Here is a 21,563-nt window from a genome sequence, read left to right as displayed (position 1 = left end):
CGGACTTTCGTTTTATTGCGACTGGCCGCGCTGAAAACGGTTGACGGCGCGGTTGTGCTCGTCCAGCGAAGCGCTGAAATGGCTGGACCCATCGCCCCGCGCCACAAAATACAGTGCGCGGGTGCTTTCGGGCTGCACAGCCGCCAGGAGCGAGGCCTTGCCCGGCATGGCGATGGGCGTGGGCGGCAGGCCCGCGCGGGTGTAAGTGTTCCAGGGGGTGTCGGTCTGCAGGTCCTTGCGGCGCAGGTTGCCGTCAAATTTTTCGCCCAGACCGTAAATGACGGTCGGGTCGGTTTGCAGCAGCATGCCAGTGCGCAGCCGGTTGCTGAACACCCCGGCAATTTGCGCCCGGTCGGCTGCACGCCCGGTTTCCTTTTCCACAATGCTGGCGAGGATCAGTGCTTCGTCGGCGGATTTGAGAGGGGTGTCATTGGCCCGCTGCGCCCAGGCCGCTTCGAGGCGCCGGTCCATGGCATGCAGAGCACGCCGCAGAACCGCCAACTCGCTCGATCCCTTGGCGTAGGTGTAGGTGTCGGGGAAGAAACGGCCCTCAGGGTGCACACCCGGACGCCCCAGGAGCTCCATCAGGTCGGCATCCGTGAGGGTGGCAGTGTCGTGCTTGAGAGCCTCTTCGCGTGCCAGTGCGGCGCGCACTTGGCGAAAGGTCCATCCCTCCAGCAAGGTCAGGCTGCGCAGGGATTCCTCGCCCCGCACCAGCTTGTCGAGCAGGGTCAGTGGCGTGGTGCCTGGGGGAATCTCATAGTTGCCGGCCTTGATCTCGCGCACCTTGCCGGACAGGCGAAACCAGGCAAACAGAATGCGGGAATCGACCCGGACACCGGCCTGCTCGATGTCCCGTGCAATGGCGCGCGGGGGCGTTCCGGGCTCGATGGCGAGCTCCAGTGGTTCGGCGCCCATGGGCAAGGGGGCGTGCAGCCACCAAGCTGCTGCGCCACCGAAGACCGTTGCCAAGAACAATAACCAGACCAGAAGACGTCGCACAACCCTGCTATGTGTATGTATGAGAGGGGGCATCATAATTCAGGGATGACTTCGAATTTCCATGGCATTGCCCCCCTGAACCACCTGGGCGTGATCCGCGCCGAAGGCGATGACGCCGTCAAGTTTCTCCATGGCCAGCTGACCCATGACTTCGCGTTGCTGGACATGGGTCACGCGCGGCTGACCGCCTTTCTGTCGGCCAAAGGCCGCATGCAGGCCAGTTTCATTGGTTTCAAGCGCAGCCCCACCGAAGTGTGGCTGGTGTGCAGCCGTGACCTGCTGGCGCCTACGCTCAAACGCTTGTCCATGTTCGTGATGCGCGCCAAGGCCAAACTGACCGACGCCACAGCAGACATTCAGATTTTTGGGTTAGCAGGAAATGCTATTGAATCCGTAGCTGGAGGCTCTCAACCAGCTTGGTCGAAAGTCGATTTTGATAATAAAATTGTGGTGCATCTGCCGCCTGCAGCAGGGCAGCCCCGGGCCTTGTGGTTGGCGCCGGCGGGTGAACCCGCACCGGCCGGGCCCGCGATCGACCCGGCGCTGTGGGCCTGGGGCGAGGTGCAAAGCGGCGTTGCCACATTGACTGCGCCGCTGGTGGATGCCTTTGTGCCCCAGATGCTCAACTACGAATCGGTCGATGGCGTGAGCTTCAAGAAAGGCTGCTACCCCGGCCAGGAAGTAGTGGCGCGCAGCCAGTTCCGGGGGGCTATCAAACGCAGGGCCTATCTGGCCCATGCCGACGCCGAACTGCTGGCAGGCGCCGACGTGTATGCCCCCGCCGATCCCGAGCAACCCTGTGGAACCGTGGTGCAGGCCGCCCCGGCTCCCAATGGGGGGTGGGACGCGATTGTTTCACTGCAAATTGCGGCAGCGGAACAAGGCGGGTTGCGCGCCGCAGCCGTGGATGGCGCGGCCTTGACCCTGGGCTCCCTGCCCTACCTCTTGCTCGAAGATATTTGACCCCGCAGGCGACGGTTGTGCGTGCCCTTTTGCCACAGGCAGGAGAGCGGCACTGCGTTGATGCCCACCGTTTGGTAGACACACCTTTGGAATCCACCCAGATCACCACCCCGCACAGTCCCTGGCGTATGTCCATTGCCCCGATGATGGACTGGACGGACCGCCATTGCCGCTACCTGCACCGGCTGTTGAGTCGCCATGTGCTGCTGTACACCGAGATGGTGAATGCCGGCGCCATCATCCACGGCGGCACCGAGCGGCATTTGCGCTTTAACGCCGAAGAGCATCCTGTGGCGCTGCAGCTCGGTGGCAACGATCCGGCCACCCTGGCCCGCAGTGCGCAACTGGGCGCGCAGTGGGGGTATGACGAAATCAACCTGAACTGCGGCTGCCCCAGTGACCGGGTGCAGCGCGGTGCTTTTGGGGCCAGCCTGATGAAGGAGCCCCAGCACGTCGCCGATTGCATCAAGGCCATGGTGGATGCGGTGCAGGTGCCGGTCACCGTGAAGCACCGCATTGGCATCGACAAGGACGAGAGTTATGGCTTTGTGCGCGACTTCATCGGCACGGTGCATGCGGCGGGCTGCTCGGTGTTTATCGTGCATGCACGCAATGCCTGGCTACAGGGTTTGTCACCCAAGGAAAACCGGGAGGTGCCGCCGCTGCGCTACGACGTCGTGCACCAGCTCAAACGTGATTTTCCAGACTTGACCATTGCCATCAACGGGGGGCTGAACACCGATGTGGCTGTACAGGAGCAACTTGCCCACCTCGATGGTGTGATGGTCGGCCGTGAGGCCTACCACAACCCCTGGTGGCTGACCGGCTGGGACGCGTTGTATTACGGCGGAGCGCCCAATCCGCTGACCCGTGACGAGGTGGAGGCCGCCATGGTGGAGTACATGGAGCGGGAAGCTGCAGCCTACGGCACGCACTGGTACGCGATTGCCCGCCATATGCTGGGCTTGCGCCACGGCTTGCCGGGTGCGCGGCGCTGGCGCCAGGTGTGGAGCGACCACCACCTCAAGGACTGCCCGCCGCGTGAGGTGATGGCGTTGGCGCACGCGGCCCAAGTGGAAGTGCAGGAGCGCCGCGAAGCGGCATCACACTGACGTCAGCCTGCGCTGCAGCCAGGGCTCGAGCGGTTCGGGGCGGCCAAAAAAATAGCCCTGCAGACAGTCGCAATCGTGCGAGGCCAGAAACTCGGCCTGGGCGCTGGTTTCCACACCTTCGGCGACCACCCGCAGCTTGAGGTGGCGGGCCACGGCGAGGATGGACTCGACAATCGCCGTCCCGTTGGGGTCGTCCGGTGTGTCTTGCACAAAGCTTTTGTCGATTTTCAACTCAAAAATCGGCAGCTTCTTCAGGTAGGCCAGGCTGGAATAGCCGGTGCCAAAGTCGTCGATTGAGAAGCGCAGCCCCATCTGAACCAGTTCGGTCATGCGGGCTACGGTTTTGTCCAGGTTTTCGATCAACAGGCTTTCGGTCACTTCCAGGATCAGATGTTCGGGCGGAGCGCCCGTGCGCTCCAGCATGCCGCGCACGCGCTCGACAAAATCATCCTGGCGAAACTGGCGTTCGCTCACGTTGACGGAGAGGGAGACGACGCGCTGCGCTGCCTCCAGCCGCGCCAGCGCTTCGCAGGCCTGCTCGATCATCCAATCGCCCATGCGCAAAATCAATCCCGAGGACTCGGCTACAGGTATGAAACAGCTGGGCGGAACGCTGCCCCGCACCGGGTGGTTCCAGCGCATCAGCAACTCGCCCCCCACCACCGTACCGGCCGCATTGACCTGTGGCTGCACATACACCGCCAGTTGACCCTCGGCCTTGGCCTTCTTCAAATCTTGCTCCAGCGCGAGGCGCTCCTGCGCGTCGGCCTGCATCGCCGCCTCGTAGAAGCTGATGCGGTTGCGCCCGAGGTCCTTGGCACGATACATCGCGGTATCGCCTTCCCGCAGCAGGTCTTCCACCTCCTCGTGCTCTTTGGGAAACAAGGTGATGCCAATGCTGGCGGTGGCGTCGTACGAGCGCCCCTCAATCGTGTACGGATCTTCCAGTGCGCTACGGATCGTCTCGCCCATCAACAACGCTTCGCGCCCTGCGTCATGCATGTCCAGGGCAAGGTTGTTGAGCAACAGCACGAACTCATCGCCACCCAGGCGTGCCACGGTAGCGCTGACCGGTACCAGCCCAGTCAGGCGCTGCGCAACCTGCACCAGCAGCGCATCGCCCAGGGTGTGTCCGCGGGCATCGTTGATTTGCTTGAAGTTGTCCAGGTCGATGAAAAACAGCGCACCGACCTGTCCCGACTTGCGTGCCGATGCCAATGCGTGCTCCAGGCGGTCCAGCAGCATGCGGCGGTTGGGCAGCGCCGTCAGGGTGTCAAAGTAAGCCAGCTGGTGTGTGCGCGCCTCGGCCTGCTTGCGTTCGGTAATGTCCCGCGCAATGGCGACAAAGCGTTGCCCCTGACCTGCGGGAATGCCGTCCTTGCGGGCAATCGACAGTTCAAACCAGTGGCTTTGCGCGCCCAGGTCCATGCGGTACTGGTGGCCGGCTGAATAGCCTGTGTCCATGGCCGCCTGGAGCGTGGTGCGGCAGCCCGGCACGGCTTCGGGCGCTACCAGATCGATCAGCCGCTGGCCCAGGAACATCTCGGGAGCCAATTCCAGCAGACCAGACCGTGCCGAGCGGAAGTGGTGAATGCGCCCTTCCTGGTCGAGTTCAAAAAGCAAGTCGGGAATAGCGTTGAGGGTGCTCTCCAGATCGTCGCGGGTGGAGCGCAGTGCTTGGGTCATGCGATGGGCCAGTGTCATGGCACGCACCCGGGCGGTGGAGAAAAACCAGATCAGTCCGCCCACCATCAAGCTGAGCATCACGCCCATCATGGCGTTAAAGGCTTGGTTATTGTTTTTAAAGCGCTGCTCAAAGTGCGGCAGCGCGCGCATGGAAAGCTCCCACGTGCGGCCGCCAATGTCCAAGAGTCGGGTTTCGTGCAGGTCAGAGTCGCCAGCCGAGGAGTTGCCGTACAGCAGTGCCAAGCCTTCAGAAGCGCCCACATCGCGGATGCTCAGGTCGATGTCGGGATCAAGTTGCCGGGTCATGCCCTGCAGCATCTCGTGGATGCGAATGGGAGCTGATATCCAGCCGAACAGCGCCCGCCTGCGACCCTCAACCGTGTCGGGGTCGCTGGGTTTGGTATAGATGGGCAGGTACATGACGACTCCCACAGCATCCTTGCGGCCTGCGTCTTGCCGCAACGTCAACGCGGCACTCAACGAGGCCTTCCCGGTATCACGGGCGCGTTCCAGCGCATCCCTGGTGGCTGGAACCGTGCTGATATCAAACCCCAGCGCTTTCAGGTTGCGGCCGGTGAGTGGTTCGATATAGCTGAGGGGAGCGAAATACGCGCGATCCCCGGCGGGCTGAACTGCGTAGCGGCGAAAACCCTTGCTGTGCATTTCCAGCTCGTGGACCTGCACTTGGCCTGCTACGAGGCGTGGCGCATAAGCCACGGCTTGCAGACCAGGAAGGGTGTCTTCCAGCGACAGCGCTGCTACATAGGCATGGAACTCTTCGCGGTCGATACTTTCAGAACCGTCGTAATACCCTTTGACGCCGCGCAGCATCATCGCCAGGGTGCCCATCTGGTCACGGATGCTGTAGGTGTTACGGTCCACCGCCGCTGTGAAGGCTTGCTGGCGCCGACCAAGGGAAGTCTGTGTTTCGCTGACCCAGTGCCGCCAGGTCAGGCCCAGCAGCAACACCGCCAGCAATAGCCCGGCGAACATCGGCAGGTGCCCGGGAATGCGGGGCTCCTGCGAAACTACAGTGGAGGCAGTGGTTTGCATGAACAGGAAGAGAAGGCCAAGGCAGCTGGCCGACCGCGAAAGAACCGGGCGTTGTAGCAGCTTGTATAGGTTAACAAGTTTGCCCAATTTTGCGAAACTGCCCGACAGAGCGGCTCGGCCAATGCCAGATACCCCTGAGAATCCAAGCAACACGACACACCCGCCTTTCAGAAAGCCCGCCCCATGCCATCGCTTGACTTCGAACTGGAGGAATCCCGCTTCTTGGCCTTCCATGACAAACACCAGAGCCAACTGCAGGCGGCCTGCGCGGCTTTTGTGGATTTGGTAGGTTCGCACGTAGCCCGCAACGGCCAGGTCGAGATCTCCAAGGTGGAAGGCCGGGTCAAGGAGCGCGACGAGTGCATTCGCAAGTTCTCGCGCAAATACCGCGCCGTGCTGGAGGAAAGCAGCACACCTTATGAAATACGCGACTACATCAGCGACCTGATTGGTGTGCGCGTGGTTTGCCTGTACGAAGACGAACTGGAAAAAGTAGCGGCGGCAGTGCAGTCATTGTTTGATGTGATCGAGGTGACGGACAAGGTCAGCGCCGTGGAGGGGACCGAGGCTGCGTTTGGCTACAAGGGCCTGCACCTGGACTTGCGCCTGAATGCCTCGCAGGCCGCCCTGCCAGCGCATGCACTGCTTGCGCCGTGGCCTATCGAGCTGCAGATCCGCACCATCATCCAGGACTCCTGGAGCGTGCTGGACCATAAGATCAAGTACAAAAAGGCCATTCCCGGCCCACTCAAGCGACGCATTAACGTGCTGTCTGCCCTGTTTGAGCTGGCTGACCGCGAATTTCGGCAAATCCGCGACGAAACCGAAGCTGAATTGCTCAAGGCCCCCGACGCGACCGACGAATCCTTGGCCGATCTTGATCCACAGCCTATGCCCCAGGCTGCGCTGCCAGGCAGCGTGCTCGATGCGTTCTCCTTTCTCAAGATCGCCACGCATTTTTTCCGCGACTTCACGTTTGAACCGCACAAATTGGACAGTTTCGTGGACGACATCCACGCCTGGTCGCCCGGGATTACCCGCGCACGCTTCAATGGCCTGTTGCGGCAGAACATCGGCATTGTCAAACGCTACAAGCAGTATTTCGAAGAACAGAACCCGAACGGCAAGTTCAACGCCTATACCGTCATCCGGCACTGCCTGTATCTGGGTAACAAGGAGGTGTTCGGCCAAGCGCTGCGCAAGGTGTCGCGTACCTCGTTCGATGCCTGGTTGCAGTCGCAGGCAGGCAGTCAGGCTGCCGTCAAAGATATAGATAAAAAAGGCGTATAAGGCAATTAGGTAAAGCGTTAGCAGCTATATTGTTGATAGCAATCGGATGTTTGATAGCAGCCATTTCTTGCTTGTTACTGTGTCACCAACGTGACGCTCTCTTAGTAGTTTTACTGCCAACACCAGTAACCAAATGCTGTTATATTGCACTGCAACATATTGGATTTCGCCCCATGCTCTACCAGATCTTTGAAACCCAGCGCTCCTTCATGGAACCCTTCGCAGATTTTGCGTTGGCTGCTTCCAAGCTCTACAGCAACCCGTCCTCGCCGTTCCAGAAGACGCCGCTGGCCCAGCGCATGTCGGCAGGCTACGACCTGATCTATCGGCTGGGCAAAGACTACGAAAAACCGACCTTCGGTATCCGGACTGTGGCCGTGAACGGCGTTGAAGTGGCGATCCACGAACGCGTGGAACTGGACAAGTCTTTCTGCGAACTGCGCCGCTTCAAGCGCTTCTCGGACGATCCGAAGACGCTGGAAAACCTCAAGATCCAGCCCGTGGTGTTGATCGTGGCGCCCTTGTCAGGCCACTACGCCACATTGCTGCGCGACACCGTGCGCTCCATGCTCAGCGACCACAAGGTCTACATCACCGACTGGAAGAACGCGCGCCTGGTGCCTCTTTCCGAGGGTGAATTCCACCTGGATGACTACATCAACTATGTGCAGGAGTTCATCCGTCACCTGCAGGGAAAATACGGCAACTGCCATGTGGTCAGCGTGTGCCAGCCCACCGTGCCTGTGCTGGCAGCGGTTTCTTTGATGGCCAGTCGTGGCGAAAAAACACCGCTGTCGATGACCATGATGGGCGGCCCCATCGATGCCCGCAAATCGCCCACTGCAGTGAACAACCTGGCCAGCGAGCGAAGCTACGAGTGGTTTGAGAACAATGTCATTTACCGTGTCCCGGGCAATTTCCCCGGCGCGGGACGCCGCGTCTATCCAGGTTTCCTGCAGCACACCGGTTTCGTGGCAATGAACCCCGACCGCCACGCCGTCAACCACTACGACTACTTCAAGAACCTGATCAAGGGCGACGACAACAGCACCGAAGCCCACCGCAAGTTCTACGACGAGTACAACGCCGTACTCGACATGGATGCGGACTACTACCTTGAAACCATCAAGACCGTGTTCCAGGACCACAAGCTGGTCAACGGCACCTGGGACGTGCGTTCCTCTGCGGGCACGATCGAACGGGTGCGTCCGCAAGATATCACCCAGGGTGCCCTGCTGACCGTTGAAGGTGAGTTGGACGATATTTCCGGCTCGGGCCAGACCCGCGCCGCGCACGACCTTTGCAGTGGTCTGCCAGGCAAAGAGCAACGCCATCTGGAGGCCAAGGGTGCCGGTCACTACGGCATCTTCAGCGGTCGCCGCTGGCGTGAGACGGTGTACCCAGCGGTGCGTGCTTTCATTCTGGAGCATCAAAAAGTGGCCAAGCCGCAGGCACCCGTTGTCGCCGCTCCCGCTGCAGCCGCCGCTCCAAAGGCTGTCGCCCGCGCAGAAGCCAGTCCAGCCAAGGTCGTCGTTGCTACCAAGGCAGTCGCAAAGCCCAAGGCCGCCCCGTCCAAGGGCGTGGCAGCATCCAAGGCCGCCGCAGGCAAGGCTGTGAGCGCGAAGGTCGTCGCATCTGCGCACGCTACCAAAGCAGCAAAATCGGCTGTAGCCGCCCCTGCCAACAAAAAAACCCCTGTTGTTGCGGCCAAGCCTGTGCCGACGGCATCGCCCGCAGATCCCACGGCTCCCACCACGCGCTGGGCCACGCCGGCAGGCAACGCTTCGGCGTCGCCCACAGCCGCAGCGGCGCCTGCCGTGCAGCCTGAGCGCGAAGCCGTGGCCGTAGCCAATACCACGGTCACCGCAGCGCCCCCAGCAGTGCGCAGCAAAAATCCGGCGCGCAACAAGGCCGCCTGACCCCGGCAATGCCCATACGGCAAGCGGGTCTGGCGGCCCGCATTGAAGCGGCCCTGCCGCAGACGCAGTGCACGCGCTGCGGCTATGCCGACTGTGCAGCCTACGCACACGCCATTGCAGCGGGAGACGCGGGCATCAACCAATGCCCCCCAGGCGGCGCGCAAGGCGTCGCCCGGCTGGCAGCAATTACGGGCTTGCCCGTGCAGGCCCTTGACCCCCAGTACGGCGTGGAAGGGCCACGCAGTGTGGTGGTGATCGACGAAGACTGGTGCATTGGTTGCACGCTGTGCATCAAAGCATGCCCCGCAGACGCCATCGTGGGTGCCAACAAGCTCATGCACACCGTTTTGCCAGAGCATTGCACGGGTTGCGAGCTGTGCATTCCGGCCTGCCCAGTTGATTGCATGGCGCTGGTCAATGCCAGTGGGCCAGCAACGGGCTGGGATGCCTGGTCGCCCGCACAGGCGCAACAGGCGCAAGAACGCTACCACCAGCGCCAGGCTCGCCTGGCCGTTGGTGACTGTGCTGTGCTTGACCGGCGCCTGGTCAACGGCCAGGAGGACGCTGCCAGTGCGCCGCAGGGCGACGCCCCACCCTCCTCGCCTATTGCAGACAAACAGGCCACCATCGCGGCCGCATTGGCAAGGGCACGGGCTCGCCGCTCCCTCTAAAGCCGGTTGAGCGGCTACCTGGCTTTAGGCGCGCGCCGCCAAAGTCTTGTAGACCCCGCAGCCCACGTACAGGTCGTCCACCTTGCGCACGAACGACATTTTGGTCTGTACCTTGCCCGTGGCAGGGTTGTTGATGTCGTACTCGACCCATCCCGGGCCGCGCTCGGCCTGCGCAATGATGTCCTGCACCAACTGATCGCCGGCAATGCCCGGAATGTCCTGGACGCGCGTGCCTACTTTAGTGGCGTTGCCGGCAAAGGCCAGGTAGGTTCCACTGGAATCGAGTGCGAACACATACATGTCACGGTCGTGAAATGGCTGGTTTTTGTCGGTGATGCTGCGTAAAAACTGATCGCGTGAACCGCTCGAACGCATATTCACCGCGCGCTGGGTCAGCGCCACCGCCTCGTCCGCCGTGCCTTGCTGCAGACGGAAAGATTCGACCGCCCGGGAAAGCGTATTGGCCCGCCCTTCCAGCGCCCTGGCCTGCTCGACGGCATGTTCCACCATCTGCGCGTTGTGCTGGGTGATCTGATCGAGCTGGCGCACCGCTGTGGTGATCTCCTGCAGGCCGGTGCTTTGCTCGCCCCCGGAAGTGGCGATTTCCGACATGGTGGCCGCCACGCTGCGAATACCCGTGGCCATGGCAGAGATGCCCTCTCCAGCCGAGCGGATCAGGCCGGCGCTGGACTCCACCTGCCGTACCGACGCGCTGATCAGCGCACGGATTTCGCGGGCGGCTTCCCCGGAGCGTCCTGCCAGCGTGCGTACCTCAGAGGCCACGACGGCAAAGCCGCGACCCTGCTCGCCCGCCCGGGCAGCCTCGACGGCCGCGTTGAGCGCCAGGATATTGGTCTGGAAGGCAATGCTATCGATCACACCAATGATCTCGTTCATGCGGCGTGCATCTTGCTGGATGGCCTGCACCGATTCCACTGCGTGGGCCATGGCCTGGGTTCCGTGCTCGGCTGCACGGCTGACCTCACTGGCTTGCTGGTCTGCTGCGCGAATAGTCTGCGCATTGCCTTGCACAGTGGACGAGAGTTGCTCCACGCTGGCCGCCGTCTGCTCCAGGTTGGCGGCTTGCTGCTCCGTGCGGTCGGCCAGCGCCCGGCTGTCTGAAGAGATGGTTTGGCCTGCATGGGCGACCAGGGCGGCATTGCTGCGGATGTCAGCCACCATGGCCGAGAGGGTTTGCACCATGTGGTCCAGCCGCTGCGCCAAGTCCGCCAGCTCATCGTTTCCCGAGGTTTTGATGTGTACACCCAAATCGCCTTGGGCAGTTTTCTCCATGGCATGGGCCAGGGCGGCAAGGTCCGTGGCCAAACTGGCATACAACGCTGCCAGCAGGTACACGAGCAATGCCACGCAGACGCCAACGACAGTCCATTGCAGGCCTGCCCCGGTCTGCGGCGATGCCAGGCTGGCCGCTCCCACGAACATCGCCACCATCACCGCTCCCAGCAACATCAGTTTGCCCAACAGGTGAAAGCGGCGCATCAGCCAGGTGCCTGGATGCATAAAGATGGAATCGGTCATGGGAGCCTCCTGGATTCTTATAAACCCCTCTGGCAGAAGAATCTCTGCTAAAGGTTTGCACATACTGTTACGAAATGCAAACCCACTACAGTGTTCACAGTCTGCTTGCACGGTACTGACACAGATGCCAAAACCCCCATTGCATACGACAAGGCGCACCCAGGATGCGGCCATCGTGGCCGTGCCATCGCCCATAATGGCGGCCATATGAATCCCCTGCTTTCGCATTTGCAGCCCTACCCTTTCGAGCGGCTGCGACAGCTTTTTGCTGATGTACCGTTACCCACGGCCTTCTCCCCCATCAGCCTGGGCATGGGCGAGCCGCGCCATGCGACACCGGCCTTTATCAAGAGTGCACTGGTCGCGGGTCTGGATGGCCTGGCCAACTACCCGGCAACAGCAGGCGAAGCACGACTGCGCCAGGCTTTTGCAGACTGGCTGGGGCGGCGCTACGGTTTGGCAGTCGATCCGGCCACGCAGGTGCTTCCGGTGAATGGCTCACGCGAGGCCCTGTTTGCCTTTGCGCAGACCGTCATTGACCCCTCACGCGCCAACGCCACAGTGGTGTGCCCGAATCCGTTCTACCAAATCTACGAAGGCGCCACCTTGCTGGCGGGCGCCCAACCATACTTTGCCCCCAGCGACCCTGCACGCAACTTTGCGGTGGACTGGGACAGCGTGCCCGAGGCCGTCTGGCAAAACACCCAATTGTTGTTTGTTTGCTCTCCCGGCAACCCTACGGGGGCAGTCATGCCATTGGCAGAATGGAAAAAGCTGTTTGAACTGTCCGACCAGTATGGTTTCGTGATTGCCTCTGACGAGTGCTACAGCGAGATCTATTTCCGTGATGAGCCTCCGCTGGGGGGGCTGGAAGCCGCCGCGCAACTCGGCCGCAGCGACTTCCGTCGCATGCTGTCGTTTACCAGCCTGTCCAAGCGCAGCAATGTGCCCGGTCTGCGCAGCGGCTTTGTTGCTGGCGACGCCGCCTTGATCAAGGCGTTTTTGCTGTACCGCACTTACCATGGCAGCGCCATGGGGTCGGCGGTGCAAGCGGCCAGCGTTGCTGCCTGGAACGATGAGCAGCATGTGCTGGAAAATCGCAACCTGTACCGCGAAAAGTTCGCCCAGGTCACTCCCTTGCTAGCGCCTGTGATGGACGTGGCCCTGCCCGATGCCGGTTTTTACCTGTGGGCAGGCGTTCCCGCTGCGCTTGGCATGAACGATGCCGAGTTCGCACGGGCGCTGCTGGCTCAATACAATGTCACGGTACTTCCGGGCAGTTACCTGGCGCGCGAAGCGGCTGGCGCCAACCCGGGCGCCCAGCGCATTCGCATGGCCCTGGTGGCCGAAACCGCAGAATGCGTCGAGGCCGCCCGTCGCATCGTGCAATTCATTCAATCCCGTACCGCTTAAATCCATGACCCAACAACTGCAAAGCATCATCGAAACCGCGTGGGAGAACCGCGCCAGCCTGTCGCCCGACGTCGCCCCCAAAGAGGTGCTGGAAGCGGTCGAACATGTGATTGGTGAACTCAACACAGGCAAGCTGCGTGTGGCGACGCGCGAGGCGGTGGGTCAGTGGACGGTGCACCAGTGGATCAAAAAGGCCGTGCTGCTGTCGTTTCGGCTGAAAGACAATGAACTCATCCAATCGGGTGACCTGGGCTTCTACGACAAGGTGCCCACCAAGTTTGGCCACCTCACGGCCCAGGAAATGGCCGCCACCGGTGTGCGCGTGGTACCGCCTGCCGTGGCGCGCCGGGGCAGCTTCATCGCCCGTGGCGCCATCCTGATGCCATCGTACGTGAACATCGGCGCCTACGTCGATGAGGGCACCATGGTGGACACCTGGGCCACCGTGGGCAGTTGCGCGCAGGTAGGCAAGAGCGTACACCTTTCCGGCGGCGTGGGCCTGGGCGGTGTACTCGAACCCCTGCAGGCCAACCCCACCATCATCGAAGACAACTGCTTCATCGGCGCACGCTCCGAAGTCGTCGAAGGCGTCATCGTCGAAGAGAACTCGGTCATCAGCATGGGTGTGTACCTGGGCCAAAGCACCCCTATTTATGACCGCGCAACCGGCGAAGTGAGTTACGGGCGCATTCCTGCCGGCTCGGTGGTCATCAGCGGCAGCCTGCCCAAGGATGGTGGTCGCTACAGCCTGTATGCGGCCATCATCGTCAAGCGCGTAGACGCACAAACCCGCGCCAAAACCAGCCTGAACGACCTGCTGCGCGACTGATCAACAACCCGGCGCAGGCATTCGCACCCACAACACCTGAGGGAGTTCACCATGAGCACTATGGAGCGCATCCTGCGCCTGATGGCCGAGAAGAAGGCGTCAGACGTCTACCTGTCGGCCAACGCCCCGGCACTGATCAAGATCAACGGCGAGAGCGTGCCGATCAACAACCAGGTGCTGCCGCCCGATGCGCCGCGCAACCTGCTGTCTGAAATCGTGCCGCCAGACCGCATCGAGGAGCTGGAAGAAACGGGTGAACTCAACATGGGTGTGCCGCTGTCGGGTGTGGGGCGTTTTCGCGTCAGTGCCATGCGCCAGCGCGGCAGCTATGCCGTGGTCATTCGCTTCATCAGCCAGCAGGTTCCGGAGTTGAGCGACCTCAATCTACCGCCCGTGCTGGGTGATCTGATCCTGGAAAAACGCGGCCTGATACTGGTCGTGGGCGCGACCGGTTCAGGTAAAAGCACCTCACTGGCCTCCATGATCGACCGGCGCAACAGCATGCAGACCGGCCATATCCTGACCATCGAAGACCCGGTCGAGTACCAGTTCCGCAACCGCAAGTCGATCGTCAACCAGCGCGAGGTCGGCAGCGACACCCAGTCACTGCAGACGGCCCTGAAAAATGCCCTGCGCCAGGCACCCGACGTGATCCTGATCGGTGAAATCCGCGACCGTGAAACCATGTCGGCCGCCATTGCTTATGCGCAGTCGGGCCATTTGTGCCTGGCCACGCTGCACGCCAACAACAGTTACCAGGCGCTGAACCGTATTCTCAGCTTCTACCCCGTGGAAGTGCGCGCCACCATGCTGGGCGACCTGTCTTCGGCCCTCAAGTCCATCATCTCGCAACGCCTGGTGCGCACGGCCGCAGGCGAGCGGCTGCCCGCGGTCGAAGTGATGCTCAACACCAAGCTGGTGTCCGAACTCATCGAAAAAGGCGATTTTTCCGGTGTGCGTGAAGCCATGGAAAAATCGATGGCTGAAGGCTCTCAGACCTTCGAGGAAGACCTCGCGCGTCTCATCATGGAGAACCGTATCGACCGCAAGGAAGGCCTGGCCTACGCCGACTCGCCTACCAATCTGATGTGGCGCCTGCAAAACGATTTCGCGCTCGCCTCCAAAACCGCCCAGGCCAACAAGGAGGCCCGCGATGTCCAGAACCAGGACGACCAGCCCTCGTTTACCGAAATCATTCTTGATATCAAGTCAGACGCCTGACCGCTCACTTTTTCCATGTCACAAACCCTGCACCTGGCTGAAACGCTAATTGCCCGCCCCTCAGTCACCCCCAACGACGCCGGATGCCTCGCGCTGATTACCGAGCGACTGGAACCCCTGGGTTTCGTGTGCAAAGCCATGGACAGCGGCCCCGACAATTTCCGTGTCAGTAATTTATGGTCAAAACGCACTGTAGCGCCCGTCCATAAAGCGCAACACGCTATTAAAACAATAGTTTTTGCCGGCCACACCGATGTGGTTCCCACCGGACCGCTTGCGCAATGGAGCAGCCACCCTTTCACGCCCACGCAGCGTGGCGGCAAGCTCTACGGGCGCGGTGCCAGCGATATGAAGACCTCCATCGCCGCTTTTATAGTCGCCGTGGAAGAGTTCTTGCTGGCGACGCCGGACCCACTACTGAACATCGCCTTCCTTCTCACCAGCGACGAGGAAGGCCCGTCGGTCGACGGCACCAAGGTGGTCGTCGAGCAATTGCGTGCCCAAGGCGAGCAACTGGACTACTGCATCGTGGGCGAACCCACTGCCGTGCGCAAAACGGGGGACATGATCAAGAACGGACGTCGCGGCACGCTCAGCGGCAAGCTCACCGTGCGCGGCATCCAGGGCCACATCGCCTACCCCCATCTGGCACGCAACCCCATTCACCAGGCAGTGCCCGCGCTGGCAGAACTTGCCGCCATGCGCTGGGACGCGGGCAACGCCTTCTTCCAGCCCACCAGCTGGCAGATGAGCAACATCCACGGTGGTACGGGTGCAAGCAACATCATTCCGGGCGATGTCGTTATCGACTTCAACTTCCGCTTCTGCACCGAATCTACCGCCGAAGGCCTGAAACAGCGCGTGCACACCGTGCTTGACCGCCATGAACTCGAATACGAATTGCAATGGACGCTGGGCGGCCAGCCCTTTCTGACCACCCCCGGCGAGCTGGTGGTTGCTGTGCAGCAGGCCATTGCCGACGAGACGGGCATCACCACCGAACTCTCGACCACTGGTGGTACCAGCGATGGCCGCTTCATCGCCACCCTCTGTCCCCAGGTCATCGAGTGTGGTCCACCCAACGCCAGCATTCACAAAATCGACGAGCACATCGCGCTGGTGGACATTGAGCCGCTCAAGAACATCTACCGCCGCACGCTCGAAAACCTCCACGCGCAGGCCCTGGCTGGCGCGCAGGCCGCATGAGTGCGGCCCCCGCCACATCCTTGCCGCCGCTCGCCGGCGACACCGTGGGCGCCCTCATCGCGTCGGGTGCGCAGCAGCTTCAGGCCGCTGGCGTGTCCTTCGGCCATGGCACCACCAACGCCCACGACGAAGCCGCATGGCTGGTGCTCTGGCGCCTGGGGCTGCCGTTGGACACCCCGCTTGGCGACGCCCCCGATTCAAAGCAAAATCAGCCCGTAACGCCCATCCAGAAAGCGCTGGTAGCTACACTTTTTGAAGAACGCATCAGCACGCGCAAACCCGCCGCCTACCTCACGCGCGAAGCCTGGCTGCAGGGGGTGCCGTTCTATGTGGACGAACGCGCCATCGTGCCGCGCAGCCTGATTGCCGAGTTGATTGCGGAGGGGGGTGTGGATGCTTTCCTTAGCGAGCACACGCACCGCGTACTCGACTTATGCACTGGCAATGGCAGCCTGGCCATACTGGCGGCCATGGCATGGCCTGATGTCGCCGTCACGGGCGCTGATATTTCTTCCGATGCGCTGGCGGTTGCACACATCAACGTGGTCAAGCACGGTCTTGAGAAGCGCATTGCCCTACTGCAGTCCGATGGCTTGGCCAATGTAGCCGGCCCGTGGGACCTGGTGATTTGCAATCCGCCCTACGTCAACACGCACAGCATGCAGGGCCTGCCGCCTGAATATCGGGCCGAACCCGAACTGGCGCTGGCAGGAGGATCGGACGGCATGGATTTCATTCGCCACTTGCTGCGAGACCTTCCGGAGAATCTTTCCGAGGATGGCGTGCTGCTGCTGGAGATCGGCAACGAGCGCGCACATTTTGAGGCCGCTTTTCCCCATCTGCCGGTGTTTTGGCTGGACACAAGTGCGGGCTCCGACCAAGTATTGCTCATTACCCAGGCCGCCCTGCGCGGCGGCGCGGGCCTGCGTTAGCTGGGCTTACCGTTTTTCTGAACAGCGGCTCCCTGCGTCCTGGCACGCAGGTGGCGTTTGTCTTTCATTTTTCTGGGGGCTCCCGCTCGCTTCGACCCTGACCGGCGCTGCGCGGGATAATCACCCCAAGGCCTTCTATTCCATGATTACTCTTAAAAACGTCATTCTCCGCCGCGGCGCCAAGGTGCTGCTCGACCGTGTCAACGCCACCATCAACCCCGGAGAGCATGTCGGCCTCGTCGGCCGCAACGGGGCTGGCAAATCCAGTCTGTTCGCTCTGTTCAACGGCGGTTTACATGAAGACGGCGGCGATTTCTTTATCCCAACACAGTGGCGCATGTCTCAGGTGGCACAGAACATGCCCGAGACAGATGAGCCCGCGACCGACTTTGTCGTCGCAGGTGACACGCGGCTGATGGAAATGCAGGCGCAGCTTGTGGCCGCCGAAGCGGCAGACGATGGCATGGCCATTGCGCACGCCTATACCGACCTGCACGACGCCGGTGCACACGACGCCATGCCTCGCGCGCAGGCACTCATCCTCGGCCTGGGCTTCAAGGTTTCCGAACTGGACAAGCCCGTCAACAGCTTCTCCGGCGGTTGGCGCATGCGCCTGCAGCTGGCGCGCGCGCTGATGTGCCCGAGCGACCTGCTGCTGCTCGACGAGCCCACCAACCACTTGGACCTGGACGCACTGGTCTGGCTCGAAGCCTGGCTCAAGCGCTACGAAGGCACGATGATCGTCATCAGCCACGACCGTGAGTTTCTTGACGCCGTGACCAATGTGACCATGCACATAGACCACGCGCAATTGACGCGCTACGGCGGCAACTACAGCAAGTTCGAAGACTTGCGCGCCGAGCAGCTAGAGTTACAGCAGACCAGTTTCTCCAAGCAGCAGGACAAAATTGCCCATTTGCAGAAGTTCATTGCGCGCTTCAAGGCCAAGGCCAGCAAGGCCAAACAGGCGCAAAGCCGGGTCAAGGCGCTCGAGCGCATGGAGAAAATTGCCCCGGTGCTGGCGGATGCCGAGTTCACCTTTGAATTCAAGGAACCGGCCAACCTGCCCAATCCGATGCTGGCGATCAGCGATGCGTCCTTCGGCTACCTGGGCGAGGACGGGGTGGAAACCACCATCCTGCAGAAAGTCAGCCGCAGTGTGCTGGCGGGCCAGCGCATCGGCATCCTGGGCGCCAACGGCCAGGGCAAATCCACCCTGGTCAAGACCATTGCCCGCACCATGGCGCCGCTGGCAGGCACCATCACCGAAGGCAAGGGCCTGTCGATCGGATATTTCGCACAGCAAGAACTCGATGTGCTGCGGCCGCACGAGAACCCGCTGGAACACATGATTCGCCTGGCAAAGGAAGCAGGCCCCAACAGCCGCGAACCCAGCCGGGAGCAAGATTTGCGCAGCTACCTGGGCAGCTTCAACTTCAGCGGCGACATGGTCAAACAGAGTGTGGGCAGCATGAGCGGCGGCGAGAAGGCTCGCCTGGTGCTGGCCATGATCGTCTGGCAGCGCCCCAACCTGCTGCTGCTGGACGAGCCGACCAACCACCTTGACTTGGCGACCCGCGAGGCGCTCTCCATGGCGCTCAATGAGTTCGAGGGCACCGTCATGCTGGTCAGCCACGATCGCGCCTTGCTGCGCGCCGTATGTGACGAGTTCTGGATGGTGGGACGCGGGGCAGTCGGACCGTTCGACGGCGACCTGGACGACTACCAGCGCTACCTGCTCGACGAGGCCAAGCGCCAGCGCGAACTGGCGAAGAACGAGGCAGCGGCTGAGCAACGTTCCGCCCCGATGGCCGTGGCCACACCGGCCCCAACCATCGCCAAGCCGCACACAGACAGCAAACCGGCGGTTGACGCCAAGGAACAGCGCAAGCAGGACGCCCAGGCGCGCCAGCAAATGACCGACAAGCTGCGCCCCTACAAGCGTGAGCTTGAGCAGATCGACAAGCGTTTAAAGGAACTGACCGAAGAACGCCGGGTGCTGGAAGACCGGCTGACGCAGGCGCTGCCCCCTGCCGAGATTGCCGACTGCGGGCGTCGCCTGAAAACCGGTAGTGATGAAACGCAGACCCTGGAAGAACGCTGGCTCGAGCTTTCTTCGCAACTGGAAGCGGCTTCTTTCAGTGTTTGATTTCGTATTAAATTGAGGGGATTTTCACCCCCTAGCGCCCGATGGTAAAGCGCTGGTAGCTATCGTTTTTAATTGCTGAGCACACATCAAATTACCAGGGGTTATCCCTCGTTGCATTTTTTTGATCAGATGCGTCAACCCGGCGTGCGGTCGCTCCGTTGTATGTCCATCACAGGAGTTTTCCACATGACTGCAAACAACATCTTGACTGCTTGGCCTGAAGACGAACGCGATCGCAAGCGCTCTCCCGCCCGTTTCTGACCGGTTGCGAAAGCGCCTCCAAGGCGCATCTTCCAACGCAAATGCCCGCGCCTGCGGGCTTTTTGCTTTCCGTGCGGAATGTTTGCAGATGGCCATAAAAAGGCCGCCCGAAGGCGGCCCATAGGAATGGTTGCCCGGTGGGGCTTCAGCCCATGTGCAGTCCACCATTGACCGAGAAATCAGCGCCGGTCGCATAACCGCCCTCTTCCGAGGCCAGCCAGGCGATGATGGAGGCGATCTCGCTGGGCTCGCCCAGGCGCTTGACCGGGACGGTGGCGACAATCTTCTCCAGCACATCGGGGCGAATCGCCTTGACCATATCGGTGCCGATGTAGCCAGGGCTCACGGTGTTTACCGTCACGCCCTTGGTGGCCAGTTCCTGTGCCAGCGCCATGCTGAAACCGTGCATGCCGGCCTTGGCGGCCGAATAGTTGGTTTGCCCGGCCTGGCCTTTTTCGCCATTCACGCTGCTGATGTTGATGATGCGCCCCCAGCCCTTTTCCACCATGTCCGCCACCACCTGCTTGGTGACGTTGAACATGCTGTTGAGGTTGGTTTCAATCACCTGGTCCCAGTCCTCGCGGGTCATCTTGAGGAACATGCGGTCGCGGGTAATGCCGGCATTGTTGACCAGCACATCGATGGTGCCGTGCTCCGCCTTGGTTTTGGCGAAGGCCTCTACCGTGGAATCCCAGTCACCCACGTTGCCCACCGATGCGTGAAAGCTAAAGCCCAGTGCTTTCTGCTCGTCCAGCCATTTGGTGAAATCGCGCGTGGGGCCGCAGCCCGCTATGACCGTGAAGCCGTCTTTGTGCAAACGCTGGCAAATGGCGGTTCCAATTCCGCCCATGCCACCTGTGACATACGCTACTTTTTTACTCATCTGTGATCTCCTGGTTGCTTCTCGGTATCCGTATCCACTCTAACCAACATTTGCAGTCGCTCGGCCTAGGAAAACACCAACAAGGCCGCGGATGCGACGCTCACAGAGCAGTCGCACCGGGAAGCAGGCATTAACGTTCCAGAGCCAGAGAGACGCCCATGCCACCGCCGATGCACAGCGCTGCCAGGCCCTTCTTGGCATCGCGGCGCTGCATTTCGTGCAGCAGCGTCACCAGGATGCGGCAGCCCGATGCACCGATGGGGTGGCCGATGGCGATGGCGCCGCCATTCACATTGACCTTGGCGGGGTCGATGGCCAGTTCCTTGTTCACGGCGCAGGCCTGGGCGGCAAACGCTTCGTTCAGCTCGAACAAATCCACGTCCGCGGCATTCCAGCCTGCGCGCTGCAGGGCCTTGCGCGATGCGGACACCGGGCCCATGCCCATGATGGCCGGGTCCAGGCCACTGGTACCAAACGCCGCAATACGGGCCAGGGGCTTGAGGCCCAGGGCCGCCGCCTTCTTGGCGCTCATCACCACGACAGCCGCAGCACCATCGTTGATGCCCGAGGCATTGCCAGCCGTTACGCTGCCGGCCTTGTCAAACGCTGCACGCAGGCCTGCCAGCGCTTCGGCATTGGTCTTGCGGTTGAGGTATTCGTCCGCGTTGAAGACAACAGGGTCACCTTTGCGCTGGGGGATGCTCACACCGACGATTTCGTCGGCAAAGCGGCCCGCATCTTGTGCCGCCGCGGCTTTTTGCTGGCTGGCCAGGGCCAGCGCATCCTGCATTTCGCGCGTGATGCCGTACTGCTTGGCTACGTTTTCGGCGGTAATGCCCATGTGGTACTGGTTGTAAACGTCCCACAGGCCGTCAACAATCATGGTGTCGGTCAGCTTCCAATCGCCCATGCGCTGGCCGTCGCGCGAGCCGTTCAGCACATGGGGCGAGAGGCTCATGTTCTCCTGCCCGCCGGCGACGACGATCTCGCTGTCGCCCGTGGCCACGGCCTGGGCCGCCAGCATCACGGCCTTGAGGCCGGAGCCGCACACGGCGTTGATGGTGAGCGCAGGCGTTTCCTTGGCTACACCGGCCTTCATCATGGCCTGGCGGGCGGGGTTCTGGCCTACGCCAGCCGCGAGCACCTGGCCCATGATGACTTCACCAATCTGGTCGGCCTGCAGGCCCGCGCGTGCCATGGCTTCGCGGATCACGATGCTGCCCAGCTCGGTGGCCGGCGTCTTGGCCAGCGCGCCACCAAATTTGCCCACAGCGGTGCGGGCGGCCGAAACGATGACGATGTCTTCCATGGTGATTCCTTCTTGCGGCTACTTCAAAAAATGGGCCCGCTGCATGCAGCAGATCCGATGGGGAGGAAACAAAGAGCTTGTGTCCGTGTTGTATGTCAGCTATCCATTCAACGTTCGCAGCATCC

At 61.7% G+C, this 21,563-nt stretch carries 16 protein-coding genes; 11 read left to right on the top strand and 5 right to left on the bottom strand.

Annotated elements, in window-relative coordinates:
• Nucleotides 1–12 precede the first annotated feature (12 nt).
• Complete coding sequence (mltG, locus tag C8D04_RS05200; protein ID WP_199562972.1) at nucleotides 13–1,038, bottom strand: endolytic transglycosylase MltG; 1,026 nt, start codon at nucleotides 1,036–1,038, stop codon at nucleotides 13–15.
• Nucleotides 1,039–1,047: 9 nt separating this feature from the next.
• Here mltG and C8D04_RS05195 point away from each other — a divergent pair, with 9 nt between their 5' ends.
• Both C8D04_RS05195 and dusA read left to right on the top strand, forming a co-directional pair.
• Nucleotides 1,048–1,965 carry a folate-binding protein YgfZ gene (locus C8D04_RS05195; RefSeq protein WP_116003900.1) on the top strand — a complete coding sequence of 306 codons (918 nt, stop codon included), beginning with the start codon at nucleotides 1,048–1,050 and terminating at the stop codon, nucleotides 1,963–1,965.
• Nucleotides 1,966–2,051: 86 nt separating this feature from the next.
• Nucleotides 2,052–3,077 (top strand): tRNA dihydrouridine(20/20a) synthase DusA, encoded by a 1,026-nt coding sequence (gene dusA, locus C8D04_RS05190; RefSeq protein WP_255415503.1) that lies wholly within the window; start codon nucleotides 2,052–2,054, stop codon nucleotides 3,075–3,077.
• On the opposite strand, the gene C8D04_RS19100 is transcribed toward dusA, so the two are convergent.
• On the bottom strand, nucleotides 3,069–5,816 hold the full coding sequence (locus C8D04_RS19100) for an EAL domain-containing protein (RefSeq protein ID WP_279338422.1): 2,748 nt from the start codon (nucleotides 5,814–5,816) through the stop codon (nucleotides 3,069–3,071). The two genes, dusA and C8D04_RS19100, sit on opposite strands and share 9 nt — an antisense overlap.
• Before the next feature lie 183 nt (nucleotides 5,817–5,999).
• On the opposite strand from C8D04_RS19100, the gene C8D04_RS05180 reads away from it, so the two are divergent.
• The 3 genes from C8D04_RS05180 to rsxB all read left to right on the top strand — a co-directional run bounded on the left by C8D04_RS05180 (nucleotide 6,000) and on the right by rsxB (nucleotide 9,696).
• Nucleotides 6,000–7,106, top strand: coding sequence for a (p)ppGpp synthetase (locus C8D04_RS05180; protein WP_116003898.1), 1,107 nt, complete (start codon nucleotides 6,000–6,002; stop codon nucleotides 7,104–7,106).
• A gap of 173 nt (nucleotides 7,107–7,279) precedes the next feature.
• Nucleotides 7,280–9,025: a polyhydroxyalkanoate depolymerase gene (phaZ, locus tag C8D04_RS05175; RefSeq protein ID WP_116003897.1), complete on the top strand. Its 1,746-nt coding sequence runs from the start codon at nucleotides 7,280–7,282 to the stop codon at nucleotides 9,023–9,025.
• An 8-nt stretch (nucleotides 9,026–9,033) separates the two neighbouring features.
• Nucleotides 9,034–9,696, top strand: coding sequence for an electron transport complex subunit RsxB (gene rsxB, locus C8D04_RS05170; RefSeq protein WP_116003896.1), 663 nt, complete (start codon nucleotides 9,034–9,036; stop codon nucleotides 9,694–9,696).
• Between the two features lie 24 nt (nucleotides 9,697–9,720).
• Here rsxB and C8D04_RS05165 read toward each other — a convergent pair whose 3' ends face one another.
• On the bottom strand, nucleotides 9,721–11,235 hold the full coding sequence (locus C8D04_RS05165; protein WP_116003895.1) for a methyl-accepting chemotaxis protein: 1,515 nt from the start codon (nucleotides 11,233–11,235) through the stop codon (nucleotides 9,721–9,723).
• A gap of 207 nt (nucleotides 11,236–11,442) precedes the next feature.
• Here C8D04_RS05165 and dapC point away from each other — a divergent pair, with 207 nt between their 5' ends.
• The 6 genes from dapC to C8D04_RS05135 all read left to right on the top strand — a co-directional run bounded on the left by dapC (nucleotide 11,443) and on the right by C8D04_RS05135 (nucleotide 18,985).
• Nucleotides 11,443–12,648, top strand: a complete 1,206-nt coding sequence (gene dapC, locus C8D04_RS05160; protein ID WP_116006025.1) for a succinyldiaminopimelate transaminase — start codon at nucleotides 11,443–11,445, stop codon at nucleotides 12,646–12,648.
• A 4-nt stretch (nucleotides 12,649–12,652) separates the two neighbouring features.
• Nucleotides 12,653–13,477 carry a 2,3,4,5-tetrahydropyridine-2,6-dicarboxylate N-succinyltransferase gene (gene dapD / locus C8D04_RS05155; protein WP_116003894.1) on the top strand — a complete coding sequence of 275 codons (825 nt, stop codon included), beginning with the start codon at nucleotides 12,653–12,655 and terminating at the stop codon, nucleotides 13,475–13,477.
• A 51-nt stretch (nucleotides 13,478–13,528) separates the two neighbouring features.
• Complete coding sequence (locus C8D04_RS05150) at nucleotides 13,529–14,698, top strand: PilT/PilU family type 4a pilus ATPase (protein ID WP_116003893.1); 1,170 nt, start codon at nucleotides 13,529–13,531, stop codon at nucleotides 14,696–14,698.
• 15 nt (nucleotides 14,699–14,713) lie between these two features.
• Nucleotides 14,714–15,904 (top strand): succinyl-diaminopimelate desuccinylase, encoded by a 1,191-nt coding sequence (gene dapE / locus C8D04_RS05145; protein WP_116003892.1) that lies wholly within the window; start codon nucleotides 14,714–14,716, stop codon nucleotides 15,902–15,904.
• A complete protein-coding gene (prmB, locus tag C8D04_RS05140; protein ID WP_116003891.1) occupies nucleotides 15,901–16,836 on the top strand; it encodes a 50S ribosomal protein L3 N(5)-glutamine methyltransferase in 936 nt (311 codons plus the stop codon). The genes dapE and prmB overlap by 4 nt, the downstream gene beginning before the upstream one ends.
• A 142-nt stretch (nucleotides 16,837–16,978) precedes the next feature.
• Nucleotides 16,979–18,985 (top strand): ATP-binding cassette domain-containing protein, encoded by a 2,007-nt coding sequence (locus tag C8D04_RS05135; RefSeq protein ID WP_116003890.1) that lies wholly within the window; start codon nucleotides 16,979–16,981, stop codon nucleotides 18,983–18,985.
• Between the two features lie 406 nt (nucleotides 18,986–19,391).
• On the opposite strand, the gene phbB is transcribed toward C8D04_RS05135, so the two are convergent.
• Complete coding sequence (gene phbB / locus C8D04_RS05130; RefSeq protein WP_116003889.1) at nucleotides 19,392–20,129, bottom strand: acetoacetyl-CoA reductase; 738 nt, start codon at nucleotides 20,127–20,129, stop codon at nucleotides 19,392–19,394.
• 130 nt (nucleotides 20,130–20,259) lie between these two features.
• Nucleotides 20,260–21,438, bottom strand: coding sequence for an acetyl-CoA C-acetyltransferase (locus tag C8D04_RS05125; RefSeq protein ID WP_116003888.1), 1,179 nt, complete (start codon nucleotides 21,436–21,438; stop codon nucleotides 20,260–20,262).
• Nucleotides 21,439–21,563 lie beyond the last annotated feature (125 nt).

The sequence above is a fragment of the Simplicispira sp. 125 genome (genome assembly GCF_003096555.1).
Taxonomy (GTDB): domain Bacteria; phylum Pseudomonadota; class Gammaproteobacteria; order Burkholderiales; family Burkholderiaceae_C; genus Simplicispira.
This window is presented reverse-complemented; position numbering and strand designations above follow the sequence as displayed.